This window comes from Engelhardtia mirabilis (assembly GCF_007748095.1).
Taxonomy (GTDB): Bacteria; Planctomycetota; UBA1135; order UBA1135.
Genome location: NZ_CP036287.1, coordinates 5,351,931 through 5,367,698, shown reverse-complemented (window position 1 = coordinate 5,367,698; position 15,768 = coordinate 5,351,931). Strand labels below are relative to the sequence as shown.

9 protein-coding genes are annotated in these 15,768 nt (G+C 71.4%); 3 read left to right on the top strand and 6 right to left on the bottom strand.

Annotated features, from left to right (window positions below; all coding sequences use genetic code 11):
• Positions 1-10: 10 nt before the first annotated feature.
• Complete coding sequence (locus Pla133_RS19790) at positions 11-271, bottom strand: hypothetical protein (protein ID WP_145068448.1); 261 nt, start codon at positions 269-271, stop codon at positions 11-13.
• A gap of 115 nt (positions 272-386) precedes the next feature.
• Here Pla133_RS19790 and Pla133_RS19785 point away from each other — a divergent pair, with 115 nt between their 5' ends.
• Together Pla133_RS19785 and Pla133_RS19780 are read left to right on the top strand one after the other, a co-directional pair.
• On the top strand, positions 387-1,748 hold the full coding sequence (locus Pla133_RS19785; RefSeq protein ID WP_145068446.1) for an MBL fold metallo-hydrolase: 1,362 nt from the start codon (positions 387-389) through the stop codon (positions 1,746-1,748).
• Between the two features lie 48 nt (positions 1,749-1,796).
• Complete coding sequence (locus tag Pla133_RS19780; protein ID WP_145068444.1) at positions 1,797-3,602, top strand: hypothetical protein; 1,806 nt, start codon at positions 1,797-1,799, stop codon at positions 3,600-3,602.
• 306 nt (positions 3,603-3,908) lie between these two features.
• Here the strand turns inward: Pla133_RS19780 and Pla133_RS19775 are convergent, their stop codons facing one another.
• From Pla133_RS19775 to Pla133_RS19760, 4 genes are all read right to left on the bottom strand, one after another.
• Complete coding sequence (locus Pla133_RS19775) at positions 3,909-6,932, bottom strand: tetratricopeptide repeat protein (protein ID WP_145068442.1); 3,024 nt, start codon at positions 6,930-6,932, stop codon at positions 3,909-3,911.
• 355 nt (positions 6,933-7,287) lie between these two features.
• Positions 7,288-9,306: a transketolase gene (gene tkt, locus Pla133_RS19770; protein WP_145068440.1), complete on the bottom strand. Its 2,019-nt coding sequence runs from the start codon at positions 9,304-9,306 to the stop codon at positions 7,288-7,290.
• Positions 9,307-9,525: 219 nt separating this feature from the next.
• On the bottom strand, positions 9,526-11,754 hold the full coding sequence (locus Pla133_RS19765; protein ID WP_145068437.1) for a 3-hydroxyacyl-CoA dehydrogenase NAD-binding domain-containing protein: 2,229 nt from the start codon (positions 11,752-11,754) through the stop codon (positions 9,526-9,528).
• Between the two features lie 21 nt (positions 11,755-11,775).
• Complete coding sequence (locus Pla133_RS19760; protein WP_419191753.1) at positions 11,776-13,092, bottom strand: thiolase family protein; 1,317 nt, start codon at positions 13,090-13,092, stop codon at positions 11,776-11,778.
• 265 nt (positions 13,093-13,357) lie between these two features.
• Between Pla133_RS19760 and Pla133_RS19755 the strand changes: the two genes are divergently transcribed.
• Positions 13,358-14,542: a patatin-like phospholipase family protein gene (locus Pla133_RS19755; protein WP_145068431.1), complete on the top strand. Its 1,185-nt coding sequence runs from the start codon at positions 13,358-13,360 to the stop codon at positions 14,540-14,542.
• Positions 14,543-14,760: 218 nt separating this feature from the next.
• Here the strand turns inward: Pla133_RS19755 and Pla133_RS19750 are convergent, their stop codons facing one another.
• On the bottom strand, positions 14,761-15,738 hold the full coding sequence (locus Pla133_RS19750; protein ID WP_145068429.1) for a site-2 protease family protein: 978 nt from the start codon (positions 15,736-15,738) through the stop codon (positions 14,761-14,763).
• Positions 15,739-15,768 lie beyond the last annotated feature (30 nt).

Genomic DNA, 15,768 nt, shown 5'->3' with positions numbered 1-15,768 from the left:
CGGCCGTGCCTCAGTCGCGCTTGAAGCGCTTGCGCAGGCGCTCGAAGGCCCCTTCGACCTCGCCCCAGGCCATCTCGGCCATGCGCGTGGCGTCGTCCAGTGAGTCCTCGCCCTTGGCCTTCAACTCGCCCAGGCGCTTGCGCGCGATGGCGATCTTCTGCTCCAGCTCGCTGGCGGCGTCCAGCTCGTCGACCTTGAGCTTGAGGTAGCCGTAGTCGGTCTCGAGTCGCTCGATACGTTGACGCAGTTCGGCTTCGGAATCGGAGCTCATGACGGTGTGTACGGGGTGCGGTGTGATTCGTTTGGCGTTCGGCACCGTGCCAGGCACCTGTCCGCTGCCTGGCACCGTACCGAACGCCAGCGCGCGCGAGCGCTAGACTGCCCCGATGCAGGTGACCTTTCTCGGTGCCGCGGGCTGCGTGACCGGATCCCGCTTCCTGGTTGAGGGCGGTGGTACTCGGGTCCTGGTCGATTGCGGCCTGTTCCAGGGCTACAAGGTCCTGCGCGAGCGCAACTGGCGCGGTCTGCCCCTGGACCCCGCGAGCCTCGACGGGGTGCTCCTGACCCATGCCCACGTGGACCATTCCGGCTTCCTCCCGGCCCTGGTCCGCGATGGTTTCGAGGGGCCGATCCTGGCTACCGCCGCCACCCGCGACCTGTGCGGGATCCTGTTGCCGGACAGCGCGCGGATCCAGGAGGACGACGCCGAGCGCGCCAACCGCAAGGGCTACTCGAAGCACCATCCGGCCCTGCCCCTGTACACCGTCGCCGACGCCGAGCGGGTCGATCGCCACTTCCAGATCGTCGAGCGTGGCCGCGACCTGAGCGTGGGCGGTCTGACCGTGCGCTTCAGCCAGGCGGGCCACATCCTCGGGGCCTGTAGCGTTCGGGTCGACGACGGTTCGACGAGCGTGCTGTTCTCGGGCGACCTCGGGCGCGACCACGACCTGTTGATGCGCCCGCCGGGCGCGCCCCAGGAGGCCGACCACGTGGTCATGGAGTCGACCTACGGCGACCGCCTGCACGAGGACGTCGACGTGCTCGAGGCCTTGGCCGATCCGCTGCGGCGTTGCATCGAGCGGGGCGGCGTGGCCCTCGTGCCGGCCTTCGCGGTGGGGCGCACCCAGGCCCTGCTCTTCGCGCTCCACAAGCTGTTCGAGTCCGGTTCGCTGCCGCGGGTGCCGGTGCACGTGGACAGCCCCATGGCGCGCAAGGTGACCTCGGTCTACGAGCGACACGTGGACGAGCATCGCATGGACGCGTCCCTGTGCGAGGCGGTCTGCTCCCTGGCGGACTTCGCGCGCTCCGTCGAAGAGTCGAAGGCGCTGGACCGGCCGGGCGCACCGCGCATCGTCCTTTCCGCCGCTGGCATGCTCACCGGCGGGCGGGTCCTGCACCACTTGAAGGCCTTTGGTCCGCGCGCCGAGAACTTGATCCTGTTGCCCGGCTTCATGGCGCCGGGCACGCGCGGGGCCGACCTCGCCGCCGGGGCCAGGGAGGTCAAGGTCCACGGCGAGCGACTGCCGATCAACGCCGAGGTGTTGCAGTTCTCGATGCTCTCGGCCCACGCGGACCAGGCCGAGCTGTTGGCCTGGCTGGGCCGCTCGCCGCGCCCGCCCGCGGGCGTGATCCTGGTCCACGGCGAGCCGGCATCCCTCGACACCCTGCGCCAGCGCGTGGCGCAGGACCTGAAGCTGCCGGCCCACGTGGCCGACCAGGGCGAGACGCTCGAGCTCTCGGCCTCCTGATCGGGGTCGTCCTCCTCACCACGCCGCCGCTCGGAGCTCGAACCGACCTTGGATCGCCCGCGACCCACCGACGTCCCGCCCGAGCGCGACGAGCAGCCGCTCGGACTCGTGGGCTTCCGGGTGCGGATGTTCCGCACGGTGCGCGACTCGGGCTTCGTGCCCCTGGCGCAGATCACGGCTCTGGTCGGCAGTCAGCCTTCCGGCAAGACGACCCTGATCCGAGCCCTGCGCGGGCTCGATCCCGACACGTCCTCGCCCTACTCCCTGGAGCGCGACTGGCCCCACGATCGACGACAACGACGCGATGCCGACCAGGTGCCCTGCCTCACGGCCTACCGCTTGGGCGAGTCGGCGCGCGCGCGCCTGGTCGAGCAGGGCGCCGTCGCTGCCGACGCCTGCGGCGTGCGCGTGGGTCGCACCTTCGCGGGTGAGTTCGTGACCGAGGCCTGGTGTGGCGATCCGGCCGGGGACGAGCTCGCCAACGGCCACGAGCGCTTCGGCGGCAGCCCGGCCCTGACCGCCTTCGTGCAGGAACACCTGCCCCGCATCGTCCACGCGGGGCACGACCCCTTCCTACCCGGAGCCATCGCGGGTCAGGACCTGTCGCCCGCGCGCTCGTCCACCGTCGACTCCGGCATCGCAGCCCTGGCCAGCCTCCTGTCCCGGGTGGGGTTGGACGATGCAGCGCTGGCGGGGGACCGCGCCGCGCGGCGGGTGAGCGAGGCCAGCGTCGCCCTGGGCCAGGCCCTCGCGGCGCGTGGCTTGGGTTCGGCCCTGCACCTGGGCATCGACCGCGGCCGACTGCTCTTGGACTTCGAGTTGGGTGGCGTGCGCGTGCCGCTCGACGAGCTGCCGCCGCCCGAGCGCTACCGCCTGACCCTGGAGCTGCGCCTGATGGCGGCCTTCGGCGGCCCCCGCTCGCGCCCCCTGTGCCTGCTCGACGGCCCCGGCCGATTCTTCCGCGGCGAAGCGCGCGGCCGGCTGCACGCCATGGTCGAGCGACTCGCCCAGGCGGGAGCCCAGGTGGTCTACACCTCCCGGCTGCCCTTCGACGTGGACCTGCAGTACTCCGAGCAGGTCCTGGCCCTGACCCCGGCACCGCGGGCGGGAGCCGTGGCCTGGCACGCCCACGACGCGGGGCGCGACCTGGTCGTGCGCTCGGTGCTCGGCATGACCGGGCGTGCATCCTTCCGCATCGACGAGCTGAACCTGATCGTCGAGGGCGCGACCGACGAGTTGATCGTCAAGGCCCTGGGTCGCCTGCTGGACCGTTCCGGCGAGCCTGGCCTGCCCGACGATCTGGGCGTGATCAGCGCGGGCGGCGTGCGAGAGGTGGTCGCGGTGGCGGAGTTCCTGGGGCGCAAGGGTCTGGGGGTGATCGTGCTGCTCGACTTCGACGACGCCGGGGTCGCAGCCTATCGAGAGCTGCGCGAGGTCAGTCGCGACGCCGGCGCCCACTGGCACGTGCAGCTCCTGCAGCTCGCGCCGGCCGCCGGAATGGAGCTCGAGAACGCCACGATCGAGGACCTGTTTCCGCTCGACTACTACCTGAGCGCGGCGCGCGAGGTCTGCGGCAGCGCGGCAGCCGAGGCACTCGACCGCGCCCGCGACGGCGGCAGCGAGCCGAGCACCAGCCTCGCCCTGCGCCTGTCCCACGCCCTCGAAGCCGCGGGCCAACGCTATCCCAAGGCGGCGATCGCCCGCGTCCTCGAGGAGCGGATGGCGGCGGCGCAGTCGATGGATGACTTGCCGGCGCCCCTTGCGGAGGCCGCGCGGCGCTTGACGGCGTCGATTCGCGCGGCCGCCGAGCGCGCGCTGGCGGCGCGTACCTCGGCCGCCGCGAGCGAGGATTGAGGGACCTGGATCTAGCCGGACGGGGTGACTACGGCCAGGAGATCGGCCTTCTCACCCCTTCCGGCTAGGGCCGTCCCCGCCGGGTTCTGGCCCGTTCGCGGGCCGAGTCTGCAGCTCGAGGTCCGAGTCGGCGAGTCGATCTGCGCCTTTGCAACCTCGACGACGACTTGCCGCGCTCGATCCCGAGCGGCGCGGTCCCAGCGCCTCGCGGATTCCTCGCGAACTCGCGCAGGGCGGTCCGAAACGAGCGAGGGCGCCCGACCGCATTGCGGTGGGGCGCCCTCGCTGGATCGAAGCGTGCGTCGCTCAGGTGCTCAGCAGTGCCTCGAGGCGCTCGATCTGTTCGCCGAGGAAGGCGCGTCCGTCGACGGACACACCTTCCAACGCGGCGACGGCTTGGAGTGCCTCGAGCGCTCCGGCCGGGTTGCCGGTGCGCTCGAGCACCTGGGCCAGGATCGACGTGCGGAAGGCTCGTCCGTCGGTGTCGCTGTCGGGGGTCAGGTCCAAGGCGCGCTCGATGGCGCTCTTGGCCCGCGGGTAGTTGTAGAGCTCCAGGGCGAGCTGGGCCTGGCGGGTTAGCGACCCTAGGTCGAGGTCGGAGACCGCGAGCGCCTGGGCGACTTGCCGGTAGTCCTCGAGCTGGCCGATGGTCGCCTGGACGCTGAGTCCCGGGACCCGGTCGCGCAGGTCGATGATGGCGGCCTCCAGGGCCGACCAGTCGCCGGTCGCCGCGGACCAGTAGGCGTCGATCGAGGCCGCTGCGGCATCGGCGCGCGCGCGCTCGGCGCCGATGATCTCGGCGATCTCCGCCTCGCGACCTCCAAGGGCGGCGAGGTTGTGGAGCTGGAGCATGCGCGTGCGCACGTAGATGCCCGGATCCAAGGGCGCGCCGGTCTCGTCGGCCAGGCCCGAGGTGGAGAGCTCGAACTGCTCGGCGGCCTTGTCGTGGTTGCCGGTGTTGGCATACAGCTCGCCCAGGCGGCCGTGCAGCACCGGCGCGCGGCGGAAGGCCACCAGCTCGAGAATCGTGGCCTCGGCCATGCCCACGCGACCCTGCTGCATCAACAGGTCGACCAGCATGTAGAGGGCGATGTAGGACTGCTCGGACTGGCCTTGGTAGGTGCCCAGGGCCTTCTGCAGGTCACGGGCGCTGTCGGCCACCGCGGTGGCCGCGGCCAGGCTGTCCGAGGCGGGGACCAGGTCCAGGCGCGTCTGGGCTCGCAGGATCAGGGCGCGCGACAGTTGGTCGGGCGTCATCCCGCCGGCCTCGATCAGAGCCGAGACCAACTGGTTCGCCCGGGCCGGGTCGCGCAGGTACTCGAGGTCGGCCTCCTGCAGCTTGAACTCGATCGACGCCGCCTTGTCGTTGGCGTCGGTGCTCTCGCTGCCCAGTCGACCGATCTCGGACTGGTACAGGGCCAGGGCCTCTTCGTTGCGCCCGCGGATCCGCAGGAAGCTGCCGAAGCCGCGCACGGCCGCCGGGGTCGGCTCGATCTCGAGCGAGCGACGGAAGGCCGCCTCGGCCTCGGCGTTGCGTCCCAGCTTGCTGAGGGTCTCCGCGCGGTAGAGGTGCGCGAAGGGGCTCTCGTAGCCCTCCTCGATCAGGCCATCGAGCCACGCCAGGTGACGCTCGGGATCGCCGCCCGCGTCCATGGCGTCGATCTGCGTGATCTGGAACAGCAAGAGGTCGACGTTGAGCAGGCCGACGACCGGGTCGCGCTCGTACTTGAAGTCGTCCGCGACCACTTGGTTGATGACCACGGCGCGCAGGGGCACCAGCGCCTCCTCGGTGCGGAAGGACGCCATCAGCGCCGCCGCCTGCTGGATGCGGGCCAGGTCGAAGTCGGGCGCGATCTCGAGCGCCTTCTCGAAGCTCGACTCCGCCAAGGGATAGAGCTGCTCCCGAGCCAGGGCGACGCCGTGGTTGAACTGCGCCCGCGCGGAGTCAGGAGAGGTCTTGTTCGCCGTGTCGCGCCACAGGTTGGCGTTGTCGTGCCAGACGTCGGCGCGGTTGTAGGTCCAGTAGCCGTTGCCCAGGGCGATGACCACGGCCACGATCACACCGATGGAGCCCAGGCCGGCGAGGAACGGCGCGAGGAACAGGGCCAGGATCGCGGTGGGGAAGAACAGCAGGCGCTCGGCGAAGATCGTCCCGATCGGCACGAACAGGTTCGACACGATCAGCAGCGCGCCGAAGTAGCACAGCACCAAGGACGCTCGCGTGCGGCACTTCTTGAACAGCAGCACGGACCCGCCGAGGATCGCGATCAGCACCGCCAGCGCGCCCAGGTTGGCCGGCGCGAAGGCGCCCAGCACCGGGATCTGGCTCATCGAGTAGTCGGCGCTGAAACCCCAGTTGCCCGAGAAGGGGTTCAGACCCACGGCCGTGCCGAGACCACCGACGAGGATGCGAACCGCGTTCATGGCGCGGGTCAGCGGGTCGGTGTCGAGCAGCGGGTTGTCGATCGGCGAAAGGCTGCCGGCAGCGGGCGCGATGGAGCCCAGCACCGCCATCCGCAGGCCCAGGGAGACTCCGATCACCACGGCGCAGGCCGCCAGGGCCGGCAGCTTGGAGAGGGCGTGCTTGACCCCCGCTCCGAAGCCGCCCTCGCGCACGCGACCGATGTCGCCGAGGAAGAACAAGAGCGGCAGGGCGTAGGCGCTCTCCTTGGCGTGGATCGCGCCGAACAGCAGCAGCAGGCTCGCGCCCAATGCCAAGGGCTTCTCGAACGGCCGGTCGCCGGCTTTCAACCACGCGGTCCACGCCGCCAGGGAGAAGGCGGCGCACAAGAGCTCCGCCGTGCCGGCCACGTCGAAGATCGCCTCCCCGTGCACGGGCAGCGTCGCGAAGAGTAGGCCAGCGATGAATCCGCGACGTCGGGAGCCGAGCAGCAGCGCCCCCAACTCGACCACCAACAGCGCGCAGATGACCTTCAGGCTGACCGCGAAGAGCTTGTACGGAACCGCCGCCGAGCCCGGATTGGCCGGGTCGTAGCGTTCACCCGAGACCACACCACCCAGGCCCAGGACGAAGCTGGACGCGGGGCGATAGAGCTTCTGCTCGGCGTAGGCATCGCCCCACCAGGAGGTCGTCAGCGTCTCGAACAGGCGCCCGGGCTCCTCGGGGATCGCGCTCAGGACCTCGTGCTGGGTCAGGAGCTCGCGGCCGTCGAAGACCAGTTCGTTGCCCACGCTGCCGCCCGTGGTCGTGGGCGACGAGAACAGGTAGGGCGTCAGGAGGCAGGCGATCGCGAGGAGCGCGACCAGGGCCAGCTCGAGGGGGTTCGAGCCCTCCTTGGGGGCGGCGCCGGCGGGGGCGTTGGCGGTCATGGGGCTGATGGGGAGGGGGGGCGGGGGCCGGGTTGGGGCGCAGAGGATACCCGGCAGCGGCGCCCGGGTCGTCGGCGGGGGAACCGTCGCCCTACGCGCGGCGCCCCCCCGGAGTTGGCCCTGAGACGTGGACCATCGGCAGGATGGCCGCGAGCCTGGAGGATCGAGAGCCTCGTGCGGGGGTGGGTGGCGGGACGATCTGGGCGTACGGTGGCTGGGCGTACGGTTGGGCGTACGGTGGCGGGACCATCTGGCCCAACGGCCGCCAACGGCGTTGCGAATCGCAACGCCGTTGGCGGCCGTTGGGCCAGATGGTCCCGCCACCGTACGCCCAACCGTACGCCCAGATCCCCGCTCAGCGCGCCGCGAGGTGGCGCTCGACCCGTTCGACCACCTGGGGCGGGGTCAGGCCGTACTCGGCCATCAACTCGTCGCCCGGGGCCGAGGCGCCGAAGCGGTCGATGCCGATGGCCAGACCGTCCTCGCCGATCCAGCGTTCCCAGCCGAGGGTCGAGCCGGCCTCGATCGAGACCCGCAGGCCGCCGCCGCCGAGCACCTCGGCGCGGTAGGCCGGGTCCTGGTCGGCGAAGACCTCCCAGCAGGGCAAGGAGACCACGCGCGTGGGGTGGCCCGCCGCTTCCAGGGCCGCGGCCGAGTCCAGGGCCAGCTCGACCTCCGAGCCGGTGGCCACCAGCACCACCGCTGCGGACGCCGCCGAGGCCTGGCGCAGGACGTAGCCGCCGCGCTCGAGCCCCGACGCAGGCGCCAGGTCGGCGCGGTCGCGGACCAAGATGCCCTGGCGCGTGAGCACGATCGCCGTGGGGCCCTCCGAGCGCAAGAGGGCGTGGCGCCAGGCCTCGCGGGTCTCGTCGGCGTCGGCCGGGCGCACCACGTGCAGGCCCGGGATCACCCGCAGGCTCATCAGGTGCTCCACCGGCTGGTGGGTCGGTCCGTCCTCGCCCACGGCGATCGAGTCGTGGGTGAAGACGTTGATCACCGGCAGGTCGTTCATCGCCGCCAGGCGCAGCGCCGGCCGCATGTAGTCGGCGAAGCAGAAGAACGTCGCGGTGAACGTGCGGCAGCCGCCGTGGTAGGCCATGCCGTTGGCGGCCGCTGCCATGGCGTGCTCGCGCACCCCGTAGCGGATGTTGCGCCCGGGCTCGGCGCCGTCGCGGCCGTCGAAGTCGCCGGAGGACTTGATCGAGGTCTTGGTCGAGCCCGAGAGGTCCGCGTCGCCGCCCAGCAGCCACGGCAGGCGCTCGGCCAGGGCGTTCAGGACCACGCCGCCGGCCTCGCGCGTGGCGGGCTTGGTGCCGACCTCGAACTGGGGCAGGTCCTGGTCCCAGCCCTCCGGCAGCAGCTCCGACTGGGCCAGTTGCCACTGGGCGGCCAGGTTGGGATGGGCCGCGGCCCAGCGCTCGAAGCGCTCGCTCCAATCACTGCGCTCCTGGGCCCCGCGCCCCACGGCCGCACGCAGGTGCTCACGGGCGTCGTCGGGGATGAAGAAGGGCTCCGTCGACTCCCAACCGAGGGCGCGCTTGGTGGCCAGGATCTCCTCGGCCCCCAGGGGCGAGCCGTGAGCTCCCGCGGTGCCGGCCTTCTTGGGCGAGCCGTAGCCGATGGTGGTCTTGACCACGATCAGCGAGGGGTGCGCCGTGTCCGCGCGGGCGGCGTCGATGGCGGCGCCGATCGCCTCGAGGTCCGTGTCGCCGTCCGCGACCTCGAGCACCTGCCAACCGTAGGCGCGGAAGCGCGCCGGCACGTCCTCGGTGAACGACAGGCTGGTGGGGCCGTCGAGGCTGATGTCGTTGGAGTCGTAGAGCCAGATCAGCTTGCCCAGGCCCAGGTGACCGGCCAGGGACGCGGCCTCGGAGGCGATGCCCTCCATCAGGTCGCCGTCGCCCACCAAGGCGTAGGTGTGGTGGTCGACGACCACGTGCTCGCCGCGGTTGTAGCGCTGGGCCAGAAAGCGCTCGGCGATGGCCATGCCAACCGCGTTGGAGCAGCCCTGCCCCAGGGGCCCGGTGGTGGCCTCGACGCCGACCGTGTGCCCGAACTCCGGGTGCCCCGGCGTGCGGCTGCCGAGCTGGCGGAAGCGCTTGATCTCGTCCAGCGGCAGGTCGTAACCGGTCAGGTGCAGCAGCGAGTACAGCAGCGCCGACCCGTGTCCCGCCGAGAGCACGAAGCGATCGCGATTGGGCCAGCCCGGATCACGCGGGTCGTGGCGCAGAAAGCGCTGCCACAGCACGTAGGCCATCGGCGCCGCACCCAAGGGCAACCCCGGGTGGCCCGAGCCTGCCTGCTGGATGGCGTCGATCGAGAGGGTACGGAGCGTGTTGACGCACAGGGCGTCGATGGCTTGGGTCGCAGGCATCGCTCGGGTCCGGGCGCGGGGGGAGGGGGAGGTCGGAGGATACGCCGACCCGCCACCGCGCTCACGCCCGATTCATGCGGTGTAGCCGTTCGTACGGTGCCAGGCACAAAACTGCCGCCTAACCGACCTCGACCAGCCGCCAACGGCGGCTGGTCGAGGTCGGTTAGGCGGCGGTTTCGTCCTGGCACCGTACGAACGGCTACACCGCGGCCCGCGGGCTCAGGACCCGTAGAAGGTCCCGCCCAAGGCCGCCAGCTCGACCAGCGGCTCGCAGGGCTCGAAACGCGCCCGGCCGCCCTCGCGCTTGGACACCTCGGGCGAAGCCGCCAGCTCCCGCAGCCGCTCGACCACGTTGGCCAGGCCGCGGGCGTCGGCGTAGGCCAACACCCCGCCGCGGAAGGGCGCGAAGCCCATGCCGTAGACGGTGGCCAGGTCCAACTCGGCGGCGCTCTCGACCACGCCTTCGGCCAGGATCCGCGCGGCCTCGTTGACCATCGGCAGGACCATGCGGTCCACGCGATCCTCGCTCGAGAGTGAGGACACCGCCGGCGCGGAGGCCGGACGGCGCAGGGCCGGGTTCAGCTCGTCGCCGTCCTCGCCCTTGCCGTACAGGAAGATGCCGCGCCCGGACTTCTTGCCCAGGTGCCCCGCCGCGACCAGGGGCTCGAGCACCTTCGAGGGCGCCATGCGCTCGCCAAACGCTGCCTCGAGCGACGCCACGGTGTGGGCGCCGATGTCGAGGCCGACTTCGTCCAAGAGGGTGAACGGGCCCATCGGCAGGCCGAAGCCCAGGGCCAGGCGATCCAGCTCGGCGGGGGCGCTGCCGCTCTCGAACAGGCGCATGGCCTCGTCGAGGTAAGGCGCCAGCAGGCGGTTGACCACGAAGCCCGGCGCGTCGGCGCAGACCACCGGGGTCTTGCCCAGGTCGATGGCGAGCTGCACCACGCGGCGCACCACCGCGTCACTGGTCGCGGCCCCGCGGATCACCTCGACCAGCGGCATCTTGGCCACCGGGTTGAAGAAGTGCATGCCGATCACCCGCTCGGGGTGCGGCAGGCCGTCGGCGATGGCGTCGACCGAGAGCGACGAGGTGTTGGTCGCGATGACCGTGTCGGGGCCGACGAACTCGGCGAACTGCCCGAGCACCGCGCGCTTGACGTCCAGGCGTTCGGCGATGGCCTCGATCAGGAAGTCGCAGGAGGCGAAGCCCAGGTCCTCGCGCGTCAGCTCGAGGCGATCGATGGCGGCGTCGGCCTGGTAGGCCTCGAGGCTGCGGCGCTTGCGCTTCTTGGCGATGCGCTGCTCGTGGGCACTCTGGGCCTCGTCGAGTTGGTGTTGGGCCAGGTCCTTGAGCCGCGTGGGAATGCGCTTCTCGGCCAACAGGCTGGCGATGCCGCCGCCCATGATCCCCGCGCCCAGCACGGCCGCGCGGGTGAAGCGAGCCGGCTTCTCACCGTCAGCGCCCGCCGCGCGGCGCTTGACCGCCTCGCCGGTACGGAAGATGCGAACCAGGGCCCGCGACTGGGGACTCAGGGCGAGCTGACCCAGGGCCGCGGCCTCGCGCTGCAGGCCCTCCTGCAAGGGCGAGCGCACCGCGTCCGCCGCGATCTCGAGGGCGCGCAGGGGCGCCGGATAGTGCCCCTTGGTCTGCTCCATCACGCCCTTGCGCGCCTGGGACTTGATCACCGCCAGGGCCGCCGGGTTGCGGTCGATCAGCCAGGTCCAATAGCCACGCTCCGGGCGCCGCAAGCGCTCGCGTCCAGTGGCCACGTCGGCCGCGATGCGATCGAGGTAGACCGGGTGGGCCAGTCGATCGACCAGACCGAGCTTCTTGGCCTGGCGCGCGCCGTAGAGCTTGCCGGTCAGGATCGCGCCCAACGCCTTGGGCACACCGAGCCGCCGCGGTAGGCGCTGGCAGCCGCCCCAACCGGGCAGGATGCCGAGCATCACCTCGGGCAGGCCGATGCGCGATCTTGGGTCGTCGGCCAGCACGATGTAGTCGCAGGCCAGGCTGACCTCGCAGGCGCCGCCGGGCACCGGCCCGCCGACCGCGGCCACGGTCGTGACGCGCCCGCCGCCGCTGCGCGAGAGGCGATGCAGGCGCTGGAAGATCTCCTGCCCCGCGCGGCCGATGCGCGTGGCTTCCTCCACCGACTCGAGCTCCGAGATGGAGTCGATGTCGGCGCCGTAGCAGAACACCAAGGGCTCGCGGCCGCAGACGATCAGTCCGCGCACGGCGGGGTCGCGCTCCACGTCGCCCAGGGCCCGCGCCAGGTCACGCAGAAGGGGCGCGTCGAAGACGGGGTTGGCGCGGTGGGGCGGATCCAGGCGCAGGCGCACCAGGGCGCCGTCCTCCTCGCGCTCCACGCGCACGCACGAGCCGGGCTCGGGCGCTCCCGCGGGGCAGGGGAGGTTGTCGATGTCGATCGCGATCGTGTGGCTGGGCATCGTCTGATCGTGGTCGCGGGGTCAGGCGGAGGGCCGCTCGAGGAGGACGGCGCCGCCTTGGCCACCGCCGATGCAGAGGGTCGCGAGGGTCAGCTCGCAGTGCCGCACGTGCAGTTCGTGGGCCGAGGTCAACAAGAGCCGCGCACCCGTCGCACCGACCGGATGGCCGATGGCGATGGCGCCGCCGTTGGGGTTCAGAAGGCGCGGATCGAGCTCGCCCAGGGCCTCGCTGCGGCCCAGGTGCTTGGCCGCGAACTCGCGGCTGGCGAAGGCCTTCTCGCAGGCCAGGACCTGCACCGCGAAGGCCTCGTTGATCTCCACCGCGCCCAGGTCGCCGACGCTGACGCCGGTGCGCTCGAGCAGTTGCGAGGTGGCGTGGACCGGGCCCAGACCCATGCGGGAAGGGTCGCAGCCGGACCAGGCGAAGCCGCGGATCACGGCCAGGGGCTCGAGGCCCAGCTCCTGTGCGCGCTCTTCGGTGGTGATGACCAGAGCCGTCGCGCCGTCGGTGATGCCGCACGCGTTGCCCACGGTAACCACGCCGTCAGGCTTCTCGAAGTAGGGTCGCAGACGTCCCAGAGCCTCCAAGCTCTGGTCGTCGCGCGTGCCGTCGTCGGCGGTCAGGGCCAGCTTGCCCGGCCGCGAGCCCAGCCCCAGGTGGGGCACGATTTCGCGCGCCATGCGACCGCTGTCCCGGGCGGCGGCCGCACGCTTGTGGCTGCGCACGGCGTAGCGGTCGGCCTCCTCGCGGCCGATGCCGAAGTCGCGCGCGAGGTTCTCGGCGGTCTTGCCCATGATCAACCCGTTGGTCGGGTCCGTCAGGCCCTCCATCAGCGCGATGCGGGGGCTGAGCATCTTGGGCCGGAAGGAGGCCATCGCGGCCAGCTTGGCCATCGACGTCCGCGCCCCGGCCAGGCGCGCGAAGAAGTCGGTCGCGGCCTGGTTGAAGATCAGCGGGTAGCCGCTCATCACCTCGACGCCGACGCACAGGTAGAGGTCGCCGATGCCGGCCTCGATGCGGGTCACGGCCGAGGTCACCGCCTGCATGCCGCTGGCGCAGTTACGGCCCACGGTGTACGCGGGCACGCCCCGGGGCACACCGGCGCGCAGGGCGATCACCCGCGCCACGTTGGCCTGGTCGTGGGGCGGCCCGACGCAGCCGACGATGACCTCGTCGAGCTGGTCGCCGGGGATGGCGGTGCGGGCCAGGAGTTCGCGGGCGGCGCGGGCACCTAAGTGCCCGGCGTCCTCCTTGGCGAATGCACCTCCGGCTCGAGCCTGGGGCAGGCGCAGACCGGCGGCGATGACGATGCGGCGGGACGGGGAGCAGGCGACCACGGTGTGATGGGGCTCCGGGCTGGGACGCGGCGGGGTGGGGGCTGTCCGAGGGGCGCAGGGCCCGGCGCGCGGGCGATCGAACTCGGAACGAAACCTACGCTTCGGATTGGAACCCACCGGTGCGACTCTTTCCATCGAACCTGACCGACGATTGATCGACCTCGCGTCCCGGAATCGGGTCGACTGGCCCCAACGCCCACAGGCCGCGCCGACAACCGACCCGAAGGGACTTCGGCGGGGCCGCGCCCGACGGCTCCCCACCTCGATGCTGCGACCGCAAGACACCGCTGATACCCCGTCGCCCGAAGGCTCGGACTCCGTAACCGCTTCGCCCGCCGCCCCGGCCCAATCCACCGTCGACGCCGCCGCGCCCCGCGACGGCCGCCGGCCTCGGGTCGTCCTGGTCCTGGGCGGTGGCGGCATGCGTGGCATGGCCCACATCGGGGTCTTCAAGGCCCTACGGACCCTCGGGATCCAGGTCGACGCGATCGTCGGGACCTCGATCGGCTCGCTGATCGGAGCCATGGGTGCGGCCAACTACTCGGTCGAGCGCATGGAGAAGCTGGTCGAGGGCATCAAGAAGGAGGACTACTTCCGGCTCAACGTCGTGAAGTTCCTGCTCAAGGGCATGCGCGCGCCGAGCATGTACCGCGGCGACACCTTCCGGGAGCGGCTGCGCGAGATCCTGCCCGAGGGCGGCTTCGAGCAGCTCGGCGTGCCGTACTTCTGCAACGCCGTGCGGCTCGAGACCGGCGGCAGCGTGTTCTGGGGCAGCCCCGGCTTCACCGAGGTCTCGCTGGTGGACGCGGTGTACTCCTCCTGCGCCCTGCCCGGCATCTTCGAGCCCTTCAACGACGGCGAGTTCAACTACATGGACGGCGGCATCGTCGACCCCGTCCCCCTGCGCTTTGCGCGCACCCTCGCGCCCGACGTGATCATCGCGGTGGACCTGACGGTCAAGGCCACGATGAAGACGCCCAACTACAAGAGCCGCGCCGTCTCGACGCTGTTCCGCGCCTTCGAGATCGCGGAGGAGGTCGTGGCCGAGCAGAACCTCCACATGCACGTGGACTACAAGGTGGCCCTCGTGCAGCCCAAGATCGGCCACCTTTCGCGCTTCGACTTCGACGACGTGCACTCGGTCGTCAAGCTCGGCGAGGAGGAGACGATCAAGACGCTCACGTCCCACGCGGCGACGCGTGACCTGGTCTCGCTCGATCTACCCGAGGGCACCGCCTGCCCGAGCACGCCGCGCGACTACGTCTCGGTGCGCGTGGAGCGCGACCTCTGCATCGGCTGCGGCCTGTGCGAGATGGTCTGCGAGACCGACGCCTTCTGGGCCCGCGGCGAGAAGGCGACGGTCAGGAAGCGCTCCAACTACGAGTGCACCCGCGACCACGCCTGCGCCAGGAACTGCCCGACCGGTGCGATCCGGTTGGGGAACTTGTAGGGGCGTACTGGTCGTGCGGTGGGACGTACGGTGCCGCGATCAATTGGGACGTACGGTGCCGCGATCATTTGTCCCAACAGCCGCCAGCGATGTTGCGGTTCGCAACATCGCTGGCGGCTGTTGGGACAAATGATCGCGGCACCGTACGCCCAGTTGGGACAAATGATCGCAGCACCGTACTTCCGCCGTACTTCCGGTACGTCCCACCGCACCACCAGTCAGTCGGACCGGCGCCGCAGCCGGCCGCGGAACGACTCGAGGCGGCGCACGGCTTCCTCGGTGAAGCCGCCGCGGCCGATGTCGTTCAGGTCCGCGCCGTCGAAGCCGGCGGGGCGGCGGGCGTGGCCGGCGCCGTCCTGATCGAAGGTGCGGGGCTCGGGCCGCGGCGTGGAGCGCGGCGCGGGGCGAGCGTGGACCGGCTCGGGCTCGCGCGCCCCGAAAGGGTTGAAGCCACCGCGCGGATCGCCAGCGGCGAAGTCGGGACCCATGCCTCCACCGAAGATCGGTTGGCCGGTGAAGGGCGAGCGGCCGTGGCGCAGGCGCACCGCGGCCAGCTCCTGGGCCCCGGCGAACCAGACGAAGATCGCGATGAACGGCAGCAGGATCAGGCTCTTGCCGAAGGCCATCAGGCCGACGATGGCCATGACCACCGCGACGATGCGGCCGAAGCGCACCGCCTGCTCGGTGGCCCAGACCCAGTCGCCGCGGGTCCCGAGCAGGGCGCGCAAGAGACGTCCCCCGTCCATGGGGAACGCGGGGACGAGGTTGAAGACGCCCAGGATCAAGTTGACGACGATGAACGACTCGACCAGCGTCGGCGCCGTCGGGCCGTAGCTGGGCGCGGAGACCAGGAACCACACGGGCAGGGCCAACAGGACCAGCACGAAGTTCACCGCCGGGCCGGCGAACGCGACCGCGCCCTCGATGCGGGGGCTCTCCGGGATTTCGCTCATGCGAGCCATCCCGCCCAGGGGCCAGAAGGTGATGTCGAGCACCCGGATGCCGAAGGTCTGGGCCACCAGGCTGTGGCCGAGCTCGTGCAGGAAGACCGAGCCGAGCAGCAGTACCACGCTGGCCACGGCGACCCAGCTCGAGGCCACGGCGCCGGCGAAGACGAACATCAACAACGGCACGAACAGCCAGCTCACCCGGATGGTGATGCCGAAGACTTGGCCGATCTTGATGGAGCCGAGCACGTTGGTGATTTGCGGGGAAGGGTTGCGGTG